The sequence below is a fragment of the Granulicella sibirica genome, from assembly GCF_004115155.1.
GTDB lineage: Bacteria > Acidobacteriota > Terriglobia > Terriglobales > Acidobacteriaceae > Edaphobacter > Edaphobacter sibiricus.
In genome coordinates this window covers 17,012-39,961 of the sequence record NZ_RDSM01000001.1, presented here as the reverse complement: position 1 = coordinate 39,961, position 22,950 = coordinate 17,012, and the positions used below count along the sequence as shown (strand labels likewise).

Sequence of the window (22,950 nt, the reverse complement as noted above, 5' to 3'; positions counted from 1 at the left end):
AGAAGAAAAGGATGGAAGTTCGAATGACCCCGCACCGCGCCCTGTACCTCCTCTTCGCCGCACTCGCCGTCGCTCTTCTCACCCTCCCCGCTCGCGCGCAGTGGACGCCTCCCACACCAGAAGAACTCTCCATGACCTCCCAGCCTGAGGTTCCCGGAGCCCCTGCCGTCTACCTCTATCGCGAAGAGGTCACCGACGATGACAATCACAACTACAGCATCTACGCCCGCATCAAGGTCCTCACCGAGCGCGGCAAGGAGTACGGGACCATCGAACTGCCGTACGAAGCCGGAGGCCACGCCCACATCGAAGTCACCGAGATCGTCGGGCGAACCATCCATCCCGACGGAAGCATCGTCCCCTTCACCGGCAAGGCCTTCGACAAGCTCATCGAGAAGACCAAAGACAACCGCTTCATGGCCAAGGTCTTCAGCCTGCCCGACATCGAAGTCGGCAGCATCCTCGAGTACCGCTACCGCGTTCGCTTCGAGGATAACTACTTCATCTCGCCCGAATGGCTCATTCAGTCCAAGCTCTTTACCCGCAAGGCTCACTACCAATGGCGTCCCACGGTCCACTCTCTCTACACCCGGGAAAAGGGCCAGATCAACTCCGTCCAGTGGTTTCCGCTTCTCCCTCCCGGTGACGCCGTGAAGCTCCAGACATACCCGCCGATTGGCCAGCAGGGTCCCCGTAGCGTCATCACGCTTGATATTGCCAGCGTCCCACCCATCCCTGACGAAGAGTACCTCCCTCCCATCACCTTCGCCTCGTATCGTGTCCTCTTCTACTACAGCGAGTACAACAACAACACCGAGTTCTGGGCCAAGGAAGGCAAGAACTGGAGCAAAGAGAAGGACAGGTTCATCGGCCCCGGGCCTGCTGTCAAGGCTGCCGCCCAGGAGCTTGCCCCAGCCTCCGATCCGCCCATCGACCGCTTGCGTAAGCTCTACGCAAGCGTTATGAAGCTCGAGAACACCGACTTCACCCGCGAGCACACAAGCTCCGAAGAGAAGGCCGATGGCAACAAGGAAATCCGCAACACCGACGACATCCTGACCCGCAAACGCGGCTCTGGCGCCCAACTCACCGAGCTCTTCGTCGCTCTCGCCCGCGCCGCCGGCTTCAAAGCGTATCTCTCCACGGTCACCAGCCGCGATCATCGCCTCTTCCTTCAGGGATTCCTAAGCCTCAGCCAGCTCGACAGCGACCTTGCCATCGTCCAGGTCGATGGCAAGGACCTTTTCTTCGATCCCGGCGAGCGCTACATGCCCTTCCAGCACCTCGCCTGGACGCATACCCTTGTCCGCGGCCTCCGACAGACCGACAAGGGAGCGGACTTCGTCGACTCCCCTGGTGAAACATTCAAGTTCTCCCATATCCAGCGTCTCGCCGACGTCCAACTTGACGCCCACGGTGAGGCCTCCGGGTCCATCCGCTTCATCTACAGCGGAGACACCGCCCTCAACTGGCGGCAGCGCGCCCTGCGTGGGGACCAGACCAGCCTCAACCGCCAGCTCAGCGAATCCTGCGAACGTCTCCTCGGCAAGGGCACCGAGGTCAAGGTCGTCTCCGTCGACAAGCTCACCGACTACGAAGAGCCCCTCACCGTGGTCTTCTCGGTCAAAGGCCCCATCGGCTCCACGGCAGGGCACCGGCTCCTCATCTCCTCCGACCTCTTTGAAGGCATGCAAGACCCCACCTTCACTGCCAAGGATCGCAAGTACGGCGTCTATTTCCATTACCCCTACTTCGCCCAGGACGTTGTCCGCGTTCACTACCCACCAAGCATGACGGTCGAGTCGATGCCCAAGCCGCTCAACACGCAGTTCCAGAAGATGGCGTCTTACGGCATGAAAGTCGAGCAGGCGCCCTCGTACTACACCATCCGCCGCGACTTGGCTGTCGGCGAAGTGCTCTTTCCCAAAGAGCAGTACGGCGACCTCCGCACCTTCTACACCGGCTTCGAAGCCCAGGACCGCGAACCCGTCGTCCTCAAAGCCGCCCCCGTCTCAGCCTCGAACGGAGGAAATTGACTCACTGTCGCAAATCAGATGCCCCATCTTCGCGACGTTTCATCGTCGCAAGCGTGGGGCCTTCGGGATTCTCGACCGCACCCGGAACCCGGCAAACCTTGGCCCGCCCATTTTCAAACGGACACGCAAAGCCCGTGACCGCCCCACGCCCAAGCACGATCCACGTCACACCCGCCGGCCCAAGCGCCGCCACCCGCTCCGCATCGCTCTCCTCCGATAGCCTGGCCTGCACCGCCTGTCCAGCCACCCAGTCCTCGGTCAGTCCCGACCGAATCGCCGCGATTCCGCCATCCTTCGAGTAGTCCGGCAGCACGCTCCGTTCCGCGATCGCGCGAAACCCCTGCGTATCCTCCCCCTCCTCACCCACATAGTCCGGATCGAGCGCGAACAGCGAATCCTCCGGCGTATTTTGCTTCACCCACAGAAACACCTGCTCCCACTCATTGCTCGGAGTCAGCCCCGGAAGCTCGAGATGGCCCGAGTTTGGATACGTCATCCTCTCCACCACGACCATGATTCCCCCAAGAACCACGAGCGCCCCCACCCACCGCGCGAACGACCTCCGCAGTGCAAACTGTCCCAGCGCCGCGCCCAGCACGATCAGCATCACCACGTACACAATCTGAAAGCTCCGCAATGGCTGAAGTTTCGCCACCGGATGAACCCGCGCCCCCTGCCGCGCGAATGCAATCGCGATCAGCACCGCGAGACTCCCAACCGCCACCGCCATCCGCCCAAGCCCTTGCCGCACTCTGTCCCGCGAGGTCCAGCGACGCCCCGGCCCCCAGCCCACCCACGCCAGAATCGCCAGCGGCGCCGCCAGCCCAAACCACTCGAACCACCTCCACTCCGCCAGGAACCAGTAGGGTCGCGTCGAAGCCACACGCACATAGTTCGCCGTCTCCGCCGGAGCCAGCACCTGGGCCATTGCAGCCGCGGTCACCATCACGATCGAGACGATCCACACCACGCTCACCCGAAGACCCGGGCGTCCGATCGTCACGCAGCGCAGCATCGAAGTCGCCACCAGCCCGTAAAACGCCATCAGCGGATGCGCCAGCGCCGCCACTCCGAATGCCCCCAGTCCCCACGCCAGAAGCTCCCACCGCGTCACTCCCTCGGACCGCCTGCGGCAAAAGCCCACCAGCCCCGCCATCCCAAGCAGCGTCATCGCCAGCGACACACTCCGCGCCGTCACATACGGATCCATCAGCAGAAGGGAAGTCCCCGCCACCGGCATCGTCAGCCAGACCGCTACCAGTCCCGTCGCCCCGAGCCTTGCCTGTCTGCTCTCATAGCAGTTCGCCGCCAGTTGCCATACGCCAAACAGCATTCCCCAGATGCAGGCGGCATACAGCAGGAACAACACCATCGGAAGAGCAAGCCCTGTCAGCTTCACCAGCCCGGTCACTCCGAGCGCGAAGCAGGGAAGCCCAAGATGTCCCGTCACGAACGCCGTTCCATGGGGATACAGCGCTGGGTTCAGCGCGTGCTTGACCTCCGCGACGTACAGCGCGCCATCTTCTGAATACGGGTGGTACCCCAGGATCCCGATGCCCACGAGCGTCAGCACCGTTACCCATCCCGCTGCCGCCCATCCACCGTCCTGTTCGCTGTTTGTCTCGGTCAAAGAAACTGGAACTCCCTCTGTGTCACAGACGCTGCCTTCGGCGTAGAGGACGCGGACCTCGGAAACTCCCTCGGCCAGCCCTGCAAGACGGTACAATCGACCAAGCATGCTCACATCCAAAACGCAGCGACCCAATCCCGCGCCCGCACGCGACGCCCGGACGGCCCAGGTATGAGCACAGTCTCTTCAAGCAAGCTCCTCAAAACCGTTCCCGGTTTCCTCATCAGCGCCTTCTTCCTCTGGTACACCTTCAAGGGCATCTCTCCCGCGCAGTTCCGATCCCTTCGTATTGTCTCCCCGGTCTGGATACTGGGACTCGTTGGCTTCGGCATCGTGAGCTACACCCTCCGCTGTGTCCGCTGGCACCGTATGATGCGGTCCACCGGCGCAAGCCTCCTCACCTGCTCCCGCGTCTTCATGACCTCGCTTGCCGCCAACAACATCCTGCCCCTCCGCATCGGCGACATCATGCGCATCTTCACCTACGCGCCCGACCTCAACACCACGCCGTCGGTCATCATGTCGACCATCCTCCTGGAAAAGCTCCTCGACATCTTCGTTCTCGTCTCGCTCTTCACCCTCTTCCTCGGCCCCAACGCCTCCCCGCACTCGCGCCTCCTCGCCCACGGCCTGATGGCCTTCTCGGTCATCGGCCTCGCCGTCCTGCTCCTTGGAGCACGCACCCTCGACGCCCCGCTCCGCCGCCTCTTCACCCGCTTGCCGAAGAAGCCCATCATCGAGAAGCTCGAGCACTGGGTCCTGCTCGCCCTCGAGTGCATCCGCAACATCGGCGTCGCCGGCTCTCTTCTGCTGCTCGTCCAGTCCATCATCATCTGGAGTTGCGAAGGCCTCCAGTTCTACTCCGCCGCCCGCATCCTCGGCGTCCAGTCCAGCCCCATCGGCCCATGGCAGGCCGTCTCGACCGCCAACTTCGCCTTTCTCATCCCAAGCTCTCCCGGCGGCATCGGTCCGTTCGAGTGGGCCACACAGACAGCCATGGTCAGCCACGGAGCTGATCCTTCCCAGGCTGCTCTCTACGCCCTCGCCCTCCACGTCTGGATGCTCATCACCATCACCGGCGTCGGCGGAGCCATGTTCCTCGCCCATCGCATCCGAAACACCATGCGTAAGCCGCTTCTCGAGGAGATCGAAACCCTCCCCGCCGAGATGCCATAAGCGCCCGGCCCTCGCCTTTGCCTCACGTCGTCATCCTGAGCAACGCGATGGACCTCTGTATTTCAACTTTGCCTTTGCTTTTCGAACCTCTGCACGAAACGGTGATTCTTTAGCATGTACCGCACTCTCCAACTCGCTCTCCTGGCACGCATCCAGACCGTCCTCAAGACGAAGTACGACACCACCCTCGCACAGCTCGCCGTAGAGCAGCCGCCGAACATCGAGATGGGCGAAATCGCCACCCCGGTCGCCTTCGAGCTGGCCAAGCGCCTCCGCAAAGCCCCCCGAGCCATCGCGACCGAGCTAGCCGCCGACCTGAACGCCGAGCTCTCCCATCTTCCCGGAGTAGCCTCGATCGAAGTCGCCGGAGCCGGCTACCTCAACATCAAGCTCGACCGCGCCGCCATCGTCCGCCGCATCGCCGCCGGCGAGCACGCCAACCTCGGCGGCCCCGGCTTCCGCCTCATCGAGCACACCAGCATCAACCCAAACAAGGCCGCCCACATCGGCCATCTCCGCAACGCCATCCTCGGCGACACCTTTCAGCGCCTCCTCCGCCCCGACGACTACAAGGCCGGCTACCAGGTCGGCGTCCAGAATTACATCGACAACACCGGTGTCCAGGTAGCCGATGTCGTCGTAGGCCTCGTCCACCTCGAGCACAAGTCCCTCTCCCAGGTCCGCGAGCTCCTCACCGAGTGCCTCGAGACCAACCAGCGCATCGACTTCTACTGCTGGGACCTCTACGCCCGTGTCAGCCAGTGGTACACCGAACCCGGCATCGACGCCGCGACCCTCGCCCAGCGCAAGCAGATCCGTCTCGACACCCTCCACGCCCTCGAAGTCGGCAACAACGAGACCGCCGAAATGGCCGACCTCGTCTCCACCGAAGTCCTCCGCCGCCACCTCGAGACCATGCTCCGCCTCGGCATCGAGTACGACTTCCTCCCGCGCGAGTCCGAGATCCTCTCCCTCCACTTCTGGGACGCCGCCCGCACCCTCATGACCGAACGCGGGGTCCTCTACGAAGAGACCGAGGGCAAGAACAAGGGCTGCTTAGTCATGCGCCGCGCCGGAGCCGAACACACAGACGCCTCCGAAGGCCCCGACGAAGACGCCAAGGTCATCGTCCGCTCCAACGGAACCGTCACCTACGTCGGCAAGGACATCGCATATCACCTCTGGAAGTTCGGCCTCCTCCCCGGCAAGGACTTCGGCTACATCCCCTTCTTCTCCTACCCGACGCACCCCTGCTGGATCTCAACCTCGGGCCCGTCGGACCCCGAAGCCCCCACCTTCGGCAAGGCCGACGCCATCTACAACGTCATCGACTCCCGCCAGAACGACCCCCAGACCCAGGTCCAGGAAGCCCTCCGCGCCATGGGCTTCGCGGACGCCGCCGACCGCTACACCCACTTCTCCTACGCCATGGTCGCCATGACCCCCCGCTGCGCCGTCGAGCTCGGCTACGAAATTCCCGAGTCCGATTTAGCGAAACCATTCGTTGAAGTAAGTGGCCGTAAAGGATTGGGAGTAAAGGCCGACGACCTCATCGACAAGCTCATCCTCGCCGCCAAATCCGAGGTCGACACCCGCCACCCTGAACTCACCGAAGCCGAGCGCCTCTCCATCTCCACCCAGATCGCCGTCGGAGCGCTGCGCTTCTTCATGCTCCGCTTCACCCGCAACACGATCATCGCCTTCGACTTCAAGGATGCCCTCAGCTTCGAAGGCGAAACCGGCCCCTACATCCAGTACGCTATCGTCCGAGCAGCGAATATCTTCCGCAAGTCCGAGACAACACCCGAGGCCGCACTAGCCGCGATCGCGGGTCTCGACCTCGACGCCATCCTCACCTCCGAGGAAGGCACAAGCCTCTGGGAGACCTGGCTCGCCGCCTCCCGCCTCACCACGGTCCTCGAGCAGTCCATCCAGTCCGCCGAACCCGCAAACCTCGCGAAATATGCCTTCACCCTCGCCCAGCAGTTCAACAACTTCTACCACCGCCACCACATCCTCACCGAAGAGGACCCCACCCGCCGCGTCGTCCTGCTCGCCACCGCCGCCGCCGCCCACCGCGAACTCATCCGCGCGTTGGGCTACCTCGGAATAGAAGCACCACCCGTCATGTAAGTAACAAGGGATAGATAAACGCTCACCCGTGGGAGCTCGTTCCACGGTAGAGCTATAGGCGGCCCTCGCCGTTACCTCCAGCCACCACTGGCGCTAAACCGGCGGCAACCCATCCACAACCCCCACCCCATCCGGCACCACAAACACAAAATCCTTAGCCGCCACCGGCAGATTCTCCTTCATCTCCGAGAAGGAAAACTCCGTAACCGCCCCATCGATCTCTTCCAGCTTCATCTTCTGGATCTGCCCCATCCCATCCACTAGCAACGAAAGCAGCCGAACCCTCTGCCCCATCCCCTTCGGCACGCCCGAGATCTTGAACCCCGCGCCCGCTGGCTCCACAATCATCCCCTCAAGCTCCTTCGCCAGCTGCGTATGCCCAAGCAGGAACCGCAGCGGCGACCGCAAGTCATCCAGCTTCTTCGCCGCCACGCGCTCCACCTGCGCGTCCCCCGGCGTGTACGACCACGCATACTTCCCATCCAGCACAAAGACTTTGCCCACCGGCTTATCGTAGGCCCACCGCATCCGTCCCGGCTTCGCCAACTCCAGCATCCCAGACTCAGTGCGGTCCATGCCCATCCCGGCATAGTGCTCGACATACCGAGCCCGCAGCGAGTTCAAATGGTTATAGTGCTCGTCGACCTTCTTCACAATCGTCTTGTCCGGCGAAGGCGCAGCAACGGCCCCGGCGTCAACCACCGGAGCCGCGAAAGCCATCACAAGCAGGGAACCAGCCCAAAACCCCCGCACTACTGAAGCGTCTGCGTGCAGTTCGTGCCACCCTGCGGATCGAACTTGATCACGTTATTCTCGTCCGAGCAGAAACCACGATCGCCCGTCCGGCCAACAGAATTCGGAACCGCCGTCACCTGGAACGAAGTAAACATGTCCTGGTTGTTGACGGTCACCTTCGTGCAGTTCGTAATCGCGTACGTGTATCCCGCCTTCTGTCCAGCCGCCAGATCCGAAGGCAGAATCTGCGCCGACTGCGGAGTAGGCGCGCCCGAACCCTGCGCCCCACCCAATGCCGCCAGGCTGCACGCGAACCCATTCGACGGATACGTCGAGCTATACGACAACTCCGCCTGCCCGATCGTCCTCACCGACTGCATCGCCGACGTCTCGTTCGCCGTCTTCCTCAGCTTCAAGAGCTGCGGAATGCCCAGCGTCATCAGGATCAGCATGACCGACATCACGATCAGAAGCTCGATCAGCGTGAACCCCTCATCCCCGCGAACGCCATCCCTCTTTGCCCGACCCGCCACCAACATCTCAATCGTCTTCATAGAGCCTCAGTCCTGCCACGACAACTTTACCAGCCAAAAGCCGCTCCGAAAATACCCCGAAAGCTAAGCTAGCAAACAAGATCCTCACGCCCGATCTTCAACCCGCCCAGGTTCCCAAGCATCGTCAACGCGATCCTGTCTCCCTGGAACAGCTCCCGCGCAATCTCCTGCACCATCTCCGGAGTCACGGCTTCGATCTCTCTCGTAATCTCGTCCACGCCGAAAAACCGCCCATAGTACATCTGCTGCCGAGCCAGGTTCGCCATCCTGCTCGACGAACTCTCCAGCCCCAGAACGATATTGCTCTTCAACTGGTCCTTAGCCCGCTTTAACTCCGCCGCACTCACCTGTTCGTCCTTAAGACGCCGAAACTCCTGCAGCGTAAGCCGCAGAAGCTTCTCGACTTTATCCAGCGAAGTCCCCGCATACACGCTCAGCGACCCCACATCCCGAAACGGGTTCATCTCCGAGTAGATCGAGTACGCCATCCCCTCGTCCTCCCGAATCGTCTGAAACAGCCGCGAGCTCATCCCGCCGCCCAGCATCGTGTTCATCAGGTAGATCGCATATCTACGCGGATCCTGCACCGAAGGCGCCGGAACCCCAAGCACCACCTGCACCTGCTCCAGCGACTTCTTGTTCTTCAACGTGATATGCGGATTCGCCACCGGCGCCTTCGCCTGCGCCATCCCCTCGCCCGAAGAAGCCGCCAGCCCGGCAAACTGAGCCTCCACCTGCGCCACAAACGTATCGTGCTCGATCCGCCCGGCCGCCGAAAACACCATGTTCGAGGGCGTAAACCGCCGCCCATACTCCGCCGACACCACCGCCCGGTCGAAGCTCGAAACCGTCTTCGCATTCCCCAGGATCGGCCGCCCCAGCGCATCGCCCTTCCAGAAGTTCTGCGTGAACACCTCATGTACCAGGTAGTCCGGATTGTCCTCGTCCATCTTGATCTCTTCGAGGATCACTCCCCGCTCCCGCTCGATATCCTCTGCGGCAAACGTCGGATGCAGCACCAGATCGCTCAGCAGATCGAGCGCCGGAACCAGGTTCTCGTCCAGCACCTTGATGTTGAAGCAGACCTGTTCCTTGCTCGTGAACGCATCCAGATTCCCCCCAATCTGGTCCACCTCCCGCGCCAGCACCTGAGCCGACCGCGTCTCTGTCCCCTTGAACACCATGTGCTCGACAAAGTGCGAGATCCCGTTCACCCCCGCCTCTTCATCCCGCGACCCGGAGTTCACCCAAACTCCCATCGACACACTTCGCACATGCTCCATGCTCTCGGTCAGCACAAGCAGCCCATTCGGCAGGACGGTTCGGCGGATATTGCGGGCAGCGTTCTTCGTAGGCAAAAGCGGTTCAACCAGGGTTGCGGACATGCGTCTCCTTGACTCTCCATTCTTTCACAGCCCCCGGCCAACCCAGAACGCCCGGGTGCCCCATCCTCACCGACAGCATCACCGTCGGTTAGGGTGGGAACGAAACCGCCCCGCACCCGCTCCGTTTTTGCCTTCAGGAGCAACCCACAAAGCCCGGGTGCCCCATCCTCACCGACAGCATCACCGTCGGTTAGGGTGGGAACGAAACCGCCCGCACCCCGCTCCGTCTTTGCCTTCAGGAGCAACCCACAAAGCCCGGGTGCCCCATCCTCACCGACAGCATCACCGTCGGTTTGGGTGGGAACGAAAACCGCCCGCACCGCGCGCCTTTCTGGTTGTCATTCCCGAAGGGAATCTGCGTCTGCCTTGGCCCTCGTCTTGACGCCGCCCTACTTCAGCCGAGCCCCCACCGCAATCTCCTCCCCAAACGTGGCCAACACCGGCTTCCCATGCTCCCCCTCCGAAGCCGCCAGCAGCATCCCCCGAGACTCCAGCCCCCGCATCTTCCGCGGAGCCAGGTTCGCGATAATCACGATCTTCCGCCCAATCAGCTCCTCCGGCGTATACCACTCCGCGATCCCCGAAAGAATCTGCCGCGTCTCATACCCCAGGTCGACCTCCAACCGCAGCAGCTTATCCGCCTTCGGGATCCTCTCCGCGACCACGATCCGCGCCACCCGCAGATCCACCTTCACAAAGTCATCGATCGCAATCTGCGGAGTATCCGGAATCTCCGACCCCGCCGCCGCATTCGCAAACGGATGCGAAGCCACCGCCTCCCCATGCGGAGGCGTCCCCACCCGCTCCGTCGTCACCGCATGACTCCCCGCAACCGCCTCCCCCGCATTCTCAGCGTGCAAACCCGAGGTCCGAGGAGGAGCCGCCGGATGCGTCGGATCAGCAGGAACCTCAGCCGCCCCTGCGGGAGTCGTAGTTGCCTTGAAAGGAGAATCAGGACGCACATCGTTTTCAGTAGTCATCGGATCTTTCTTGCTCTCAGTAGAGATAGGTGCACTGCTCTGTGTGGCTGAAGCTTCTTCCATATCAGCCATGGTCTGCGGAAGTGACTTATCCGCCCGAGGAAAGAGGGGGCGTAGCTCACCCAATTTCTGCGAGACCCATAGTGGCTCTTTCCCAGCCTCAAGTGGTTGTGGAATTCCGAGCTGCAGAAAGACCTGAGTCGTCGTGTATGGCAGCACGGGGTGAATGAAGCTCGTAACAACCCGCACAGATTCGACAGCCGTGTAGAGGATATCCTTTAGTTCGTCGCGCCTGGTCTCGTCTGCCGCCACTTTCCAAGGCGCTTTGGATGTTATGTACGTATCTGTCGACCGAACGATGTTCATTATGTTCTGCAATACGCTAGAGAAATCCCGTTCAGAATAGTTATTGGGGATAGCGCTTGCGTTGAGGCTGATATCAAATCCCACCCGCTCGTCCATTGTGCCGAAGGGGATCTCGCCATCGAAATACTTGACGATCATCGCCAGCGTCCGACTTACTAAATTCCCATACCCATTCGCCAAATCCGCGTTATACCGCGTAACCATCGCATCGAAGCTGAAGCTCCCATCCTGCCCAAACGGTATCTCTCTCAGCAGAAAGTACCGAAGCACATCCGCCCCAAACAAATCCCTCTCTTGCTTGGTCGAATCCGGAAACTGCTTCCCATACACATGATCCCCGAACCCATCCAGAATGGTCTCGGTCCGCACTACATTCCCTCGCGACTTCGACATCTTCGCGTTATCGAACAGCAGCCACCCATTGGCCGTAACAGCCTTGGGAGTAGGTATCCCCGCAGCCATCAAAAACGCCGGCCAATACACGCAATGAAACCGGGTAATCTCTTTCCCAACCAGATGCACATCCGCCGGCCATAACCGAGCGAACTCCGCCTGCTCTTTCTCCGAGTCAGCCCCATACCCAACAGCCGTCATGTAGTTCGCCAGCGCATCCAGCCACACATAGATCACATGCTTCTGCGAAGCCTCACTCGCCGCAGGCTCCGGCACCGGAATCCCCCAAGTAAACGAGCTGCGCGAAACAGAAAGATCCTTCAAAGCCCCCGGAACATAAGCCGTGCCCGATGCCGAGTAACTCACCTCAGCCCCATTCACATCCCCACGCAGAAAACTAAGCACCTCATTCCGGCTCGAATCCGGCGTGATCACCAACCCACCCGACTCGATCAAATCAATCAGCGGAAGCTGAAACGACGAAAGCTTAAAGAAGAAGTTCTCCTCGGTAACCGTCTCGGTAGGCCGCCCATCCGGCCCAATCGTCCCCGGGGGCCCTTCCACAAACATCTCCTCGCCAATCGAGTACTGCCCCGTATAAGTCGAGAGATAAATAAACCCCTTCTCATAAAGGGAAGAGAAGAGCTTCTGCACCCCATCCTTATGACACTGATCGGTAGTCCGGATATACCGGTCATACGTCAGCCCCATCCGATCCCACAACGACCGGAACTGCGCCGAAACCTTGTCCGCAAATTCCTGCGGAGGAACCCCCGCCGCCGCCGCCGATCGCTCGATCTTCTGCCCATGCTCATCCGTCCCGGTCAGGAAGAACGTGTCATCCCCAAGCAGACGATGCCGCCGCGCCAGTACATCCGCAACGATAGTCGAGTAGGCATGCCCGATATGCGGACGCGCATTGACGTAGTAAATCGGGGTCGTAAGGTAGAACTTCTCGCGCAAGGGCTTTTCAGTAGCTTCAGACATGGGAACCCTCAGTTTACCAGCGCCAGCCAGCCTCTGACCCTCGTACCGGTCTTTGCCGTTCTGGTTGTCATTCCCGAAGGGAATCTGCGTTTGCCTTTCGCACTCCACCAATCCGCCCCGAAGGGTGCCCCATCTTCGCCGACAACCCCACCGTCGGCTAAGGTGGGAGACCCAAACCGCCCAACCCCCCGCCCTGGGCGTTGCCCTTGCCGTTGCCGTTCTAGTTGTCATTCCCGAAGGGAATCTGCGTCTGCCTTTCGCACTCCACCAATCAGCCCCGACCAGGGTGCCCCATCTTCGCCGACAGCCCCACCGTCGGCTAAGGTGGGAGACCCAAACCGCCCAACCGCCGGTCGTTGCCCTTGCCCTTGCCGTTCTGGTTGTCATTCCCGAAGGGAATCTGCGTTTGCCTTGCCCTTACGCCCACCCGCGCCAGAACCGTAAAACAAACCACGTTTACCGCACAACGCCCCACATCCTATCCACACTTTCCAACCAAAACTCACGGGACAAATCCCTCGGAAACCCCCCGAAAAACCCACCCCACCCAAACAGAATGCCAAAACTCACCACAAACCCCAAAAACCGCAGGTAAATGCCAAGGTCTCTTTTTCAGCCCTGAAATTGGCCCGACCAGTTGGACCGAAAGCAGGACAAGCGAACCTACCCCGCCACCTGTTCCGCTCCCAGCCCCTCGGTCGCCTGCGCCGTCAAAGCCGCCTTCAAATGCGCTTCCATCGTGTTCCGTGCCTGCGCCGGGTTATGCGTTCGAATCGCCCGGTAGATCTCCCGGTGCATCTCCGCCGATTCCTTCAGATCCGTCGAATGCTCCACCGTGATATGCCGCGAATCGTACATATTCGCCGTGATCGTCTCCATCAGCGCCGCCAGGATCGGGTTCTGAGCCGCCCGCGCAATCGTCCGGTGAAACCGCACATCGTGGATCAGGTACTCCTGCGGATCATCCAGAGCGGCATACATCTCGGCAACTTCCTCGGCCAGCTCGGCGATGTGCTCGTCCGTTGCCCGCTCCGCCGCCAGCGCCGCGATATTTGATTCCAGCACCATCCGCGCCTCGAACATCTGCGCCGGCTGAAACCCATGCAAAGTCCCCAGAATGTTCAAAGAACTCGAATCCAGTTGCGGCGGACCCGAAGAAACAAACGTCCCAGCCCCATGCCGCGACTTCAAAACCCCCATCGCCGACAGGAACCCGATCCCCGCCCGCAGCGACGAACGCGAGATCTTCAGCTCCCGCGCCAGCTCCCTCTCCGGAGGCAGCCGATCCCCGGGATGCAGCTTCCCCGACGAGATCAGCTCACGCACATGCTCCACGACCTGCAGGGTGAGTTGGCTATGGGTTACCGGCTCATCATGATGCTCTTTTCTCACGGAAACTGACTCCTGAATTCCCCAAGCCTGAAAAATAACGTTTCGCCCACGTACTCAAGCGCGAGCGTGAGAAAGCGTAACACAGCCCTAAGCCGGAACCGCATCCCTCCGAACCCCAAGCCGTGGCACCAGAAGGTGAAAGATGATCAGCGCCGAAAGATAAGAGCACCCGCCCATCGTGAAAATCAGCATAGGGTGAAGCGAGAAGTAGTGCTTTACGATCCACGTAAACGTAGCCCCGCCCACCGCTCCCACCGCCCCGCCGATCCCCACCACGGTCGAAACCGCGCTCGCGGGAAACATATCCGTCGGCGTCGAAAACAGGTTGGCCGACCAGCCCTGATGAGCCGCCGCCGCCAGCGCGAACAGCGCCACCGCCGGCCAGGCACTGCCCGGCGAAATCACATGCATGTAAGGCACAAGCATGATCGGCAGAACGCATAGCGCGCACACCAGAAGCGCAAATTTCCTCCCCTGGTTGACGGTATAGCCACGCTTCATCACGATGCCCGAGAGTGCTCCACCCGCGATCGATCCCACGCTCGAAACCGCGTAAACCGCCACAATCTCCCAGTAAGCATGCTTCAGATCCAGTCCATAGTTCTCATTCAGAAACTTCGGCAGGTAAAAGAGGTAAAACCACCAGATCGGGTCCGTGAACCCTTTGCCAACCGCAAAAGCCCAAAGCTGACGCGTCTTCCCAAGCTCGCCAAACAGCGTAAAGAAGCCCTTCTGCGCCCCCGCCGCGACCACCGGCTCAAGATTCGCCTGCGTCTGCGAAGCCCCTCGCTTCAGCCGGTTATACGGAAACAGCAGCCACACCACGAGCCACAAAAGCCCCATCGATCCCGTCGTCACGAACGCCGCCCGCCACCCATACTTCGTCGTCACAAACGCCACCAGCGCCGGAGCCACGAACGCCGAAGCATTCGAGCCCGAGTTGAACAGCCCCGTCGCCAGCGCCCGTTCCTCCGATGGAAACCACTCCGTCACCGCCTTGATCGCTGCCGGAAAGTTCCCCGACTCCCCCAGCCCAAGCATCGCCCGCGCCACGCAGAATCCCACCACCGAAGCCACCGCCGCATGCCCCATCGACGAGAGCGCCCACACGCTGATCGCGACCGCATACCCGATCTTCGTCCCCAGCTTATCGACCACCCGCCCGGCAGTCAGCAGACCAACCCCATACGCAATCTGGAAACAGATGATGATGTTGCCGTAGTTATTGTTGAAAACATCCTGGTGCGTCGCATCCAGACCCGGGTTCCACCCCATGAACGGCAGCGTATGCAGCAGAGGCTCGATCAGCGACAGCACCGACCGGTCCATATAGTTGATCGTCGTCGCGGCAAACAGAAGCGCGCACACGAACCACCGCGTGCTCGGCTTCTCAGGCGCGTAGCTCGTAAAGCCGGACTGCACTACCGGTCGGGTCGAGGACATAGAAGCAGCTCCGTGCGCAGGAAGGGTCGCAGGGATGAGAATAGCCGTTCCTGACCGATCCCTGTCAAGAAGGATGTCAGACCAATCGACTCCATGTGGAAGAATGGTCCAGGTCTGGAGCTCTATGCCCTCACGCGTTCGCACCCTCGGAATCTGCCTCGCAACACTGGCCTTCAGCCTTTCCGCTCAGGAACGCACCAAACTCCCGCCCCCACCCCCCACTTTCACTGTCGGAGGGTATCAGTCCGACTACGGCTCCATCCACGACGCCGTCGCCGCCGCCCCCGGGCAGGGAGCCGTCATCCGAATCCGTCCCGGAGTCTATCGCGAGCAGGTGAAAGTGGTCCGGCCAAACATCCAACTACGCGGCGACGGCAAAGACCCCGAAAAAGTAACCCTGATCTTCTCTTCCACCCAGCCCACCCTCACCGTAACCGCCGACGACTTCTACGCCGACACCCTCACCATCGCCAACGATGGCCCCAGGGAAAACGCCGTCGCCCTGCAAATCACTGGCGATCGAGCCGTCCTGCATGACGTTCGCGTCCTCGGGAGTCTCACCTCGTCGCCGAAGCCGAGCCCTCCCGAGCCGGGAAAATAACTCCCGCCGCCCAAAGCCTACTTCTCGACCGTAGGAGGCATGATGCCCTTCAGCCGGAGATAGATCGAGAGGATTGCATACTGCTCGTTGTCGTGCGACACATTCCCCCACGCCATCCCAATCTTCGAGCGTTTGGTCGGACCAGCCTGCACCGTCTCCGTGAGCGCCGCATCCGTCAGCCCCTCATAAGCCTTATCGCACTCCGCGTAGGAAGCCTTCAAGCCCGCAACCACGGCATCCTTGCCCGCCGTATCGGAAGGCACCATCGACGCCTCGAACTTCTTTCCATTCAACGTCGTGCAGGTGTGGAACTGCGCCTCGGTAACATGGTTTACCACCCGCGCATACGTCCGGATGTCCGGCGTGATCTTGTACTCGTAGCTGTCCGCGGGCATCTTCTCGGCAGCCTTGATGATGTTTCCCTTCAGGCGGTTGTAGCTGGTCAGCACCTCTGCGGCAGGACCAGAGGGAGCGGTTTGGGCAAAAGCTGCCCCGGTGAGCACCAGGGTGAGGGTGGCTGCTGCAAAGATCGAACACTTCGGCTGCATGGTATTTCCTCTCGCTTGCAGATTCAGGGTACGCGTGGCCGGGTGCGCGGACAAGCGGTTAGAGATAGCGCCCAAGAAATTGGGCAATGGCGGCAAGAATACGAACCTGCGCTCCGTGCGAGAACCAGTGGCCTTCGCCTGGGAGAATATGCCGCTCGTGCGGAACGTTGAGCGACTGCAACCGCTTCTCCAGGCTCCGGGCCTGGTCAAGCGAGACAACTTGATCAACCTCGCCGTGCAGGATAAGGGTTGGGGGAAAGGCCTGCGTCGCCTGTGACGCATACGGTTCGACGAGTCCGCCCGAGATCTCGACCACCGCACGAATGTCCGCATGCGTCGCCGCATGAGCAAGCGACAGGAAGGCTCCAAGTGAAATCCCTAGCAGAGCGATGCGATTCGGATCGACGTTCGGTCGGGAACGCACATACGCGAGCGCGTCCGAAACCGTCTCCAGCCACAGCGGAACATGGACTCCATCGAGAATGGTAGCGGGATCGGCCCGCTGAGTCCCGGTCCGGTCGAAGTAGTGTGGCGCATACAGGCTGACACCCAGACGCCCGACAAAGGGCGCGATCCGGTCCAACCAGAAGGTCGTGTTGCCCCCCGCTCCATGAAGGAGAAGAATCGCCGGATGTCGAGATGGAGTGCTGGGTTCGGTCTGATGGATACGGATGGTACTTGGCCCGCTTCGAAAGGTGCTTTGCATATCTAAAACAGGGTATAGGTAGAGTTGTCGCAGGTGAGGTTCAGACGCTTTGATCGAAGATGTCGCGGAACTCGTACGAACCGGACGCTTCCTTGAAGCATGCGGAGGATTGGACCTTACACCCCTCCGCTTGGAACGGCACGTATTGGACCATGTCGGATTCGCCGTTCGCAGTCTTGAAGCGAGTCGACAGGCATGCGCGGACCTCGGCCTGCAAATGACGCGAGTGGAGACCATCGCGAACGAGGGGGTCCGGGTCGGAATTGTGCCTGTTGGCGTTGTGCCTGTTGGCATCGCGAGGATCGAGTTTCTCGAGGCACTCGGAGAAGGGACGGCGGTCGAGAGGTTCCTCTCCCGTCGAGGAGAAGGCGTGCATCATGTCGCGCTAAGCGTCCATAACATCGACGAGCTTTTCGCGAGGTTGACGGAGGAGAGAGTCCGGCTCGCCAGTCCAGCGGTCCGCGTCGGCGCAGGCGGACACCGATACTTCTTCGTGCATCCCGAAAGCACGGGAGGAACCTTGGTGGAGTTAGTGGAAAATGGAAAGGAGGTATCTTTGTGAGGGTTTTGCTGATCCATACGTGCGGTGTCGAGGGAAGCGTGGCAGTCGCGGATACATCTGCCCCGAAGCCACTCCTTGCGATGGCCGTGCTCCCGCCAAGAACCTTCTCTGAGGGGCTGATGCCCGCTATCCGTGCCATTCTCACGGAGGCGGAATGGACGGTGTCGGACCTGAATCTGGTCGGCGTGGTGCGTGGTCCAGGCTCCTTCACTGGTGTCAGGACAGGCCTAAGTGTAGGGAAGGGGCTCGCGGAAGCCCTGGACATTCCGCTGGTAGGAGTCTCCAGGCTGGCGCTGCTGGCATCTTGCGCGACGGCCGACACCGTCCACGCCGTCCTCGACGCTGGGCGCGGCGAGTTCTATTACGGCCTGTACGAAAGCGGGATGTGTGAGCGCGAGTCCCTCATTGGAAGGGAAGAGCTCGTCCGCCTCATCGAACGTAAAGGGAAGGTCGCGATCTCCGAAGAGGTCCTGATCTGCGAAGAAAAGGTCGCGTCGGAACTTGAGGGATTGGACGTCACACTTCTCCCCGAACCGGCAGCAGGCATTGGCCTCGGCCTCGTTCTCAACGGCCTCGGGCAGGGAACTGAGGGTGTCCTCCAGGACGCCAACTATCTGCGGCGCACTGACGGAGAGATCTTTGCGAAGGCAATCGTAGGACGGCTTTAGAAAATGCTGGTCCGGGTTGGGAAGCTGGAAGACATCGAGGCAATCCTCGCGATTGAGCGAAGCGCCCCAGAAGCCCCCCACTGGCCTAGTCAGGAGTACCGGAAGGCCCTTGAGCCCGCGGCGGGCGCGGTACACCGCAAACTCTTCGTGTGCGAGACCCCCGAAGGTCTGCTCGGCTTCGCGGTAGGTACGGTACTTGACGCTGGAGGCCAATGCGAGGGAGAGCTTGAGAACCTTGCGGTTCGCGAAGAGGCACGGCGGCAGGGGATCGGTCTGGCTCTTTGCACGGCGGTCTTCTCCTGGTGCCAGGAGCAGGCGGCTAAAGAAGTCGCTCTGGAGGTGAGGGCGTCCAGTGCTGGAGCGATCCGGCTCTACGAGAAGCTCGGGTTCCAAAAGATCGGGGAACGCAGGGCGTACTATCGTGAGCCGCTGGATGACGCGATTTTGATGCGATGGCTGATGTCCTGACGGTTGGGAGCCGCCGCCGTGATTCGCACTTCGGGCGATGCAGCCGCACCTTATAATGGACAGCTATGGTTCGTGATGGGATTTTCTATGCGCTGGGTCTTGGGGTGGTCGCGGCCCTGCTTTGGAAGCTGACAGACGTTCACATTCTTGTTGCGATTCCGGTCCTTTTGGCGATCTTTTTTCTCTGGTTCTTCAGGGATCCAAATCGGGCGATTCCTCAGGAGCCAGGACAGATCGTTTCTCCCGGTGACGGCCTGGTGACCGAGGCCGAGTGGATCGAGACCGCCGAGGGCAGCCGCCTACGCCTCAGCATCTTCCTCAATGTCTTCAATGTGCACGTTAATCGCGCCCCAATCGCCGGGGTAGTGAAGACGGTGGAACATCGCCATGGCGGGTTCATGAACGCCATGAAGCCCGAGTCCGTTCTGACGAATGAGCAGACCCTCGTCGTGATCGACAACGGGTCGTATCAGGTCGCGTACAAGCAGATTGCCGGCCTTCTCGCGCGGCGCATCGTCTGCACAGTCAAGGCCGGAGAGCGTGTGGAGCGTGGGCAGCGCGTCGGGCTCATCAAGTTCGGATCGCGCGTCGACATGCTCATGCCTGCGGAAGCCGTGCTGAAGGTGAAGACGGGAATGCGCGTCTCAGGTGGATCGACCGTGCTGGCCGTGGTCCCGACGGTGTCTGCCTGATGTCCGCGCAGGATTATGGGGTGGAGTCCTCGGGTGGGTACGAGGAGAAGCACAGGCCATCCTCGCATCGCGGACAGCCCTCGCGAGGAATGTATGTCCTGCCGTCGCTGTTCACCGCCGGAAACATAGCGGCTGGCTTCTGGGCGATCACGCAAAGCATTCAGGGCTCGGCTGCGGAACCATGGTTCTTTGACCACGCCGCACTTGCCATCGGGTTTGCCGTCCTCTTCGACGGTCTCGACGGCCGCATCGCACGCATGACCAACACGACCAGCGCGTTCGGCAAGGAGTTGGACTCGCTCGCGGACGTCGTCACCTTTGGCGTCGCACCGGCTATCCTCGCGTACATTTGGGGCTTCCGCATGCTGCCCGCGATGGATCACCCCATGATGCGCGTGCGTCTTTTGCACCTCGGCGTGGTCGTCTGTTTCCTCTTCCTGATCTGTGGAGCCAGCCGTCTCGCCCGGTTCAACGTAAGCGTGAATCCGCAGCCCAAGAATCCCGGGCGGCCGGGCCGCAAATATTTCGTTGGCATGCCGATCCCTGCCGGAGCCGGAGTGATCGCGGCGGTCGTCCACTGTTTCGACGGCTCGCCGATCGATGACTGGCGCATGGCCATTCTCTGGCTAGCCCTGATGGTTTTCACCGGCTTCTTGATGGTAAGCAGTTGGCGCTTCTGGAGCGGAAAAGAGATTGGAACCGAGACCGAAGGGAAGAAGACCTATCGCCTCTTTGCCCTCATTGCGTTGATCGGCGCTCTGATCGCGATGTTTTCCGAGGTCACTCTCATGGTGATCGCACTCGGCTATCTCGTATCCGGTGTGTTGGCCCGGTTGGCGTATTCGTGGGGAAGGGGCCGTCGCCGGTCGGCAGGACTGGCGAGCTGACCGTAGTAAGGCGGGATTGGAATCAAGATGGAGAGCAATCTGATGCGAATTGGAATCGTGGGGGCGTCGTCGCTTCTGGGAAAAGAACTGGCCGAGGAGCTGGGTAATTCGATCTTCGCTGTGGGCGAGGTCGTGCTGCTCGACGAAGAGAAAGCAACGGGACAGATTGCGGCTGTGGGCGACGAGGCTGCGTTCATCCGGCGCATCGAGCCTGGCTCCTTCCAGGGGCTCGACCTCGTCTTCTTTGCCGGTCGCCCAGACGAGACAACAAAGCACTGGATGGCGGCCCGCAAGGCCGGGGCAAGCGTGATCGACCTGACCGGCGCCCTCGCGGCAGAGCCCGGCGTCGCGATCCAGTCCCCCTGGGTACTGCCAACGAAGCCGGACCTCGCAACCACGGCAATCGTTCCGGCGCACATCGTTTCCGTAATCCTCGCCTTGGTTGCCTCCCGATGCTCTGGGCTTGGCGTGTCGAAAATAGCCGCCACGGTCCTGCTGCCGGCCTCCGAACGCGGACAGGCCGGGATGGACGAGATGCACGAGCAGACCGTGAAGCTGTTGTCGTTCCAGAGCCTTCCAACGGAAGAGTTCGATACTCAGGTTGCCTTCAATCTACTTGCCGCCCTCGGACCGGCAGCAAAGATGCCGCTCGAGCAGACAGCGGAGCGCATCCGTCGCGACTACGCTCGCCTGGGAACACCCGTGGAACTCTCCCTTCAAATCATCCAGGCACCCGTCTTCCACGGCTACGGAATCTCGGTGCTTCTGGAAAGTGGTCAGACCATGACCACACAAGAAATCACCGAATCCATCGACAGCGCGCACATAACCGTCCTCCCCCCCCCCAATTCCCCGAGCAATCTGATTGCGGCGGGGCGGCCAACTGTACTTGCTAGAGTGGATAAGGAAGACGGTAACCGTGCGTGGCTGTGGATGATCGCGGACAATATCAAGCTCACCTCGCTTCATGCGATAGCCTGTGCCGCCGACTTCCGAGCGAGGCGCTTGCAAGGCAAAGTGCAGTGAGGCTGGTAAGATGAAGGTAGGCCGGGATGGCGGAACTGGCAGACGCAGCGGACTCAAAATCGTCTAAGACACCTTCTTGTGACCCTATAAATCATTCATAATAAAAGGGTTAGCTGGGGCAAGATGCAGCCAATTGTGTTGCACAACGCTTGCACACTTTCGTAGTATTTTGGATGTCGGGAGGCGCTCCTGCATGTCCGAACACCACACCATCCTCGGTGGCAAGGTTCACGTCTACAGGCGTCCGAATAGTTCTAGCTGGCAATGTGCGACCTACTTGGCCGGAAAGAACCGGCGGACAACGACCAAAGAAGACAGTCTCTCCAAAGCGAAGGAGTTCGCTGAGGATTGGTATTTGCAGTTGCGTGGCAAACTCCGCGATGGCAACCTGAAGAGCGGCAAGCCATTCCGCGAGGCTGCCAAGTTGTATCTGCGTGAGTTCGGCATTATGACGCAGGGACAGCGAAACGCGACATACGCGCGTGGAAAGCACGCGCGCACGAATGGCCATCTCGTTCCCTTCTTCGGCAGCATGGTGCTTCCCGAAATCACTGCGGGCAAGATCAATGAATATCGCATCCATCGACTAGAAGAAGCCAAAGAAAACCGAGGCAAGCCTCCAGCGCATAGCACTATGCACCAGGAGATCGTGACGTTGCGCCAAATATTCAAGACCGCTCTGCGTCACGGATGGATCGATTATCTGCCGTACATGTCCGCTCCCTACCGGGCGTCGGCCAAGATCTCTCATCGAGCATGGTTCTCGCCGGAAGAGTACAAGAAACTCTACGAAGCGACCCGCAAGCGGGCGCAGCACCCGAAGCAGCCTCGCTTCCGCTGGGAAGCGGAGCAGCTCCACGACTATGTACTGTTCTCTGCGAATACCGGGCTTCGCCCAGATGAAGCGATGCGCCTTCAGTTCCGCAATGTGAAGGTCGTCGAGGACGAGGGCAGCGGCCAGACGATTTTAGAGATCGAAGTTCGAGGTAAAAGAGGAATTGGATTCTGCAAGAGCACGGTCGGGGCCGTGCGACCGTTCGAGCGTTTGGAGAATCGCTTGCGTCCGCATGGTGGGCCAGGGCGTGCAGGAAGTCGGAAAAACTCGCTGGAAAGTGGGGAGTGGCAGAAACCAGAGCCAACCGACCTTCTGTTTCCGAAGTGGTCCCGTGACTTGTTCAACAAAATTCTTGACGAAGAAAAACTACGAAAAGATCGTGATGAGAGACCGCGCACGGCATATAGCCTTCGCCACACCTATATCTGTTTGCGACTTCTTGAAGGGGCTGACATCTACCAGATCGCCAAGAACTGCCGAACCAGCGTAGAGATGATTGAGAAATATTATGCGGCCCACTTGAAGACTCAGCTCGATGCTTCAGCAATCAATGTGATGAAACCCCGTCTGAAGAACGACTCAGCGAAGAAGAAAGGGTCAGCTAAAAGGGGCCTCGCAGAGTAGAGACTCATCGACTGGCGGATGCGATATAAGCTGTTCACCCGGATGGAAGCATCCGGGTTTGCTTTTGGCATCGGATCAGGGCCGCTCCGGCCCGTTTTGATCCGATGCCGTTTCTGCACACGA

20 protein-coding genes are annotated in these 22,950 nt (G+C 60.7%); 11 read left to right on the top strand and 9 right to left on the bottom strand.

The annotated features are described in order from the left end of the window. The first annotated feature begins 11 nt into the window (after positions 1-11). Positions 12-2,036, top strand: coding sequence for a DUF3857 domain-containing protein (locus tag GRAN_RS00180; protein WP_241654239.1), 2,025 nt, complete (start codon positions 12-14; stop codon positions 2,034-2,036). 1 nt (position 2,037) lies between these two features. Here the strand turns inward: GRAN_RS00180 and GRAN_RS00175 are convergent, their stop codons facing one another. Then, positions 2,038-3,774: a DUF6798 domain-containing protein gene (locus tag GRAN_RS00175; protein ID WP_128911028.1), complete on the bottom strand. Its 1,737-nt coding sequence runs from the start codon at positions 3,772-3,774 to the stop codon at positions 2,038-2,040. Between the two features lie 63 nt (positions 3,775-3,837). On the opposite strand from GRAN_RS00175, the gene GRAN_RS00170 reads away from it, so the two are divergent. Further along, a complete protein-coding gene (locus GRAN_RS00170; RefSeq protein ID WP_128911027.1) occupies positions 3,838-4,842 on the top strand; it encodes a lysylphosphatidylglycerol synthase transmembrane domain-containing protein in 1,005 nt (334 codons plus the stop codon). A 114-nt stretch (positions 4,843-4,956) separates the two neighbouring features. Continuing rightward, a complete protein-coding gene (locus GRAN_RS00165; protein ID WP_128911026.1) occupies positions 4,957-6,975 on the top strand; it encodes an arginine--tRNA ligase in 2,019 nt (672 codons plus the stop codon). Between the two features lie 93 nt (positions 6,976-7,068). Here the strand turns inward: GRAN_RS00165 and GRAN_RS00160 are convergent, their stop codons facing one another. From GRAN_RS00160 to GRAN_RS00135, 6 genes are all read right to left on the bottom strand, one after another. Next, entirely contained in the window at positions 7,069-7,695 is a 627-nt protein-coding gene (locus tag GRAN_RS00160; protein ID WP_128911025.1) for a LolA family protein, read from the bottom strand. Between the two features lie 32 nt (positions 7,696-7,727). Next, positions 7,728-8,264, bottom strand: a complete 537-nt coding sequence (locus GRAN_RS00155) for a prepilin-type N-terminal cleavage/methylation domain-containing protein (protein WP_241654238.1) — start codon at positions 8,262-8,264, stop codon at positions 7,728-7,730. 68 nt (positions 8,265-8,332) lie between these two features. Beyond that, entirely contained in the window at positions 8,333-9,649 is a 1,317-nt protein-coding gene (locus tag GRAN_RS00150) for a M16 family metallopeptidase (protein ID WP_128911024.1), read from the bottom strand. A gap of 389 nt (positions 9,650-10,038) precedes the next feature. After that, positions 10,039-12,375, bottom strand: coding sequence for a methionine--tRNA ligase subunit beta (metG, locus tag GRAN_RS00145; protein ID WP_128911023.1), 2,337 nt, complete (start codon positions 12,373-12,375; stop codon positions 10,039-10,041). Between the two features lie 663 nt (positions 12,376-13,038). Continuing rightward, complete coding sequence (locus tag GRAN_RS00140) at positions 13,039-13,767, bottom strand: FadR/GntR family transcriptional regulator (RefSeq protein ID WP_241654237.1); 729 nt, start codon at positions 13,765-13,767, stop codon at positions 13,039-13,041. An 87-nt stretch (positions 13,768-13,854) separates the two neighbouring features. After that, positions 13,855-15,210 carry an MFS transporter gene (locus GRAN_RS00135; RefSeq protein WP_128911021.1) on the bottom strand — a complete coding sequence of 452 codons (1,356 nt, stop codon included), beginning with the start codon at positions 15,208-15,210 and terminating at the stop codon, positions 13,855-13,857. Positions 15,211-15,334: 124 nt separating this feature from the next. On the opposite strand from GRAN_RS00135, the gene GRAN_RS00130 reads away from it, so the two are divergent. Further along, positions 15,335-15,811: a pectinesterase family protein gene (locus GRAN_RS00130; protein ID WP_161570784.1), complete on the top strand. Its 477-nt coding sequence runs from the start codon at positions 15,335-15,337 to the stop codon at positions 15,809-15,811. Positions 15,812-15,828: 17 nt separating this feature from the next. Here GRAN_RS00130 and GRAN_RS00125 read toward each other — a convergent pair whose 3' ends face one another. Together GRAN_RS00125 and GRAN_RS00120 are read right to left on the bottom strand one after the other, a co-directional pair. Further along, positions 15,829-16,359 (bottom strand): DinB family protein, encoded by a 531-nt coding sequence (locus GRAN_RS00125; RefSeq protein ID WP_128911019.1) that lies wholly within the window; start codon positions 16,357-16,359, stop codon positions 15,829-15,831. A gap of 58 nt (positions 16,360-16,417) precedes the next feature. Beyond that, positions 16,418-17,065, bottom strand: a complete 648-nt coding sequence (locus GRAN_RS00120; protein ID WP_161570783.1) for an alpha/beta hydrolase family protein — start codon at positions 17,063-17,065, stop codon at positions 16,418-16,420. Positions 17,066-17,114: 49 nt separating this feature from the next. On the opposite strand from GRAN_RS00120, the gene GRAN_RS00115 reads away from it, so the two are divergent. From GRAN_RS00115 to GRAN_RS00085, 7 genes are all read left to right on the top strand, one after another. Beyond that, on the top strand, positions 17,115-17,627 hold the full coding sequence (locus GRAN_RS00115) for a VOC family protein (protein WP_338323409.1): 513 nt from the start codon (positions 17,115-17,117) through the stop codon (positions 17,625-17,627). Further along, entirely contained in the window at positions 17,624-18,295 is a 672-nt protein-coding gene (gene tsaB / locus GRAN_RS00110) for a tRNA (adenosine(37)-N6)-threonylcarbamoyltransferase complex dimerization subunit type 1 TsaB (protein ID WP_161570782.1), read from the top strand. The genes GRAN_RS00115 and tsaB overlap by 4 nt, the downstream gene beginning before the upstream one ends. Before the next feature lie 3 nt (positions 18,296-18,298). Further along, positions 18,299-18,763 carry a ribosomal protein S18-alanine N-acetyltransferase gene (gene rimI / locus GRAN_RS00105; protein WP_128911015.1) on the top strand — a complete coding sequence of 155 codons (465 nt, stop codon included), beginning with the start codon at positions 18,299-18,301 and terminating at the stop codon, positions 18,761-18,763. Between the two features lie 65 nt (positions 18,764-18,828). Then, entirely contained in the window at positions 18,829-19,455 is a 627-nt protein-coding gene (locus tag GRAN_RS00100; RefSeq protein WP_128911014.1) for a phosphatidylserine decarboxylase, read from the top strand. An 89-nt stretch (positions 19,456-19,544) separates the two neighbouring features. Continuing rightward, on the top strand, positions 19,545-20,342 hold the full coding sequence (gene pssA, locus GRAN_RS00095; protein WP_128912878.1) for a CDP-diacylglycerol--serine O-phosphatidyltransferase: 798 nt from the start codon (positions 19,545-19,547) through the stop codon (positions 20,340-20,342). Positions 20,343-20,384: 42 nt separating this feature from the next. Next, positions 20,385-21,368: an Asd/ArgC dimerization domain-containing protein gene (locus tag GRAN_RS00090; protein ID WP_241654235.1), complete on the top strand. Its 984-nt coding sequence runs from the start codon at positions 20,385-20,387 to the stop codon at positions 21,366-21,368. Between the two features lie 193 nt (positions 21,369-21,561). After that, positions 21,562-22,827, top strand: coding sequence for a tyrosine-type recombinase/integrase (locus GRAN_RS00085; RefSeq protein ID WP_128911012.1), 1,266 nt, complete (start codon positions 21,562-21,564; stop codon positions 22,825-22,827). The last annotated feature ends 123 nt before the right edge of the window (positions 22,828-22,950 follow it).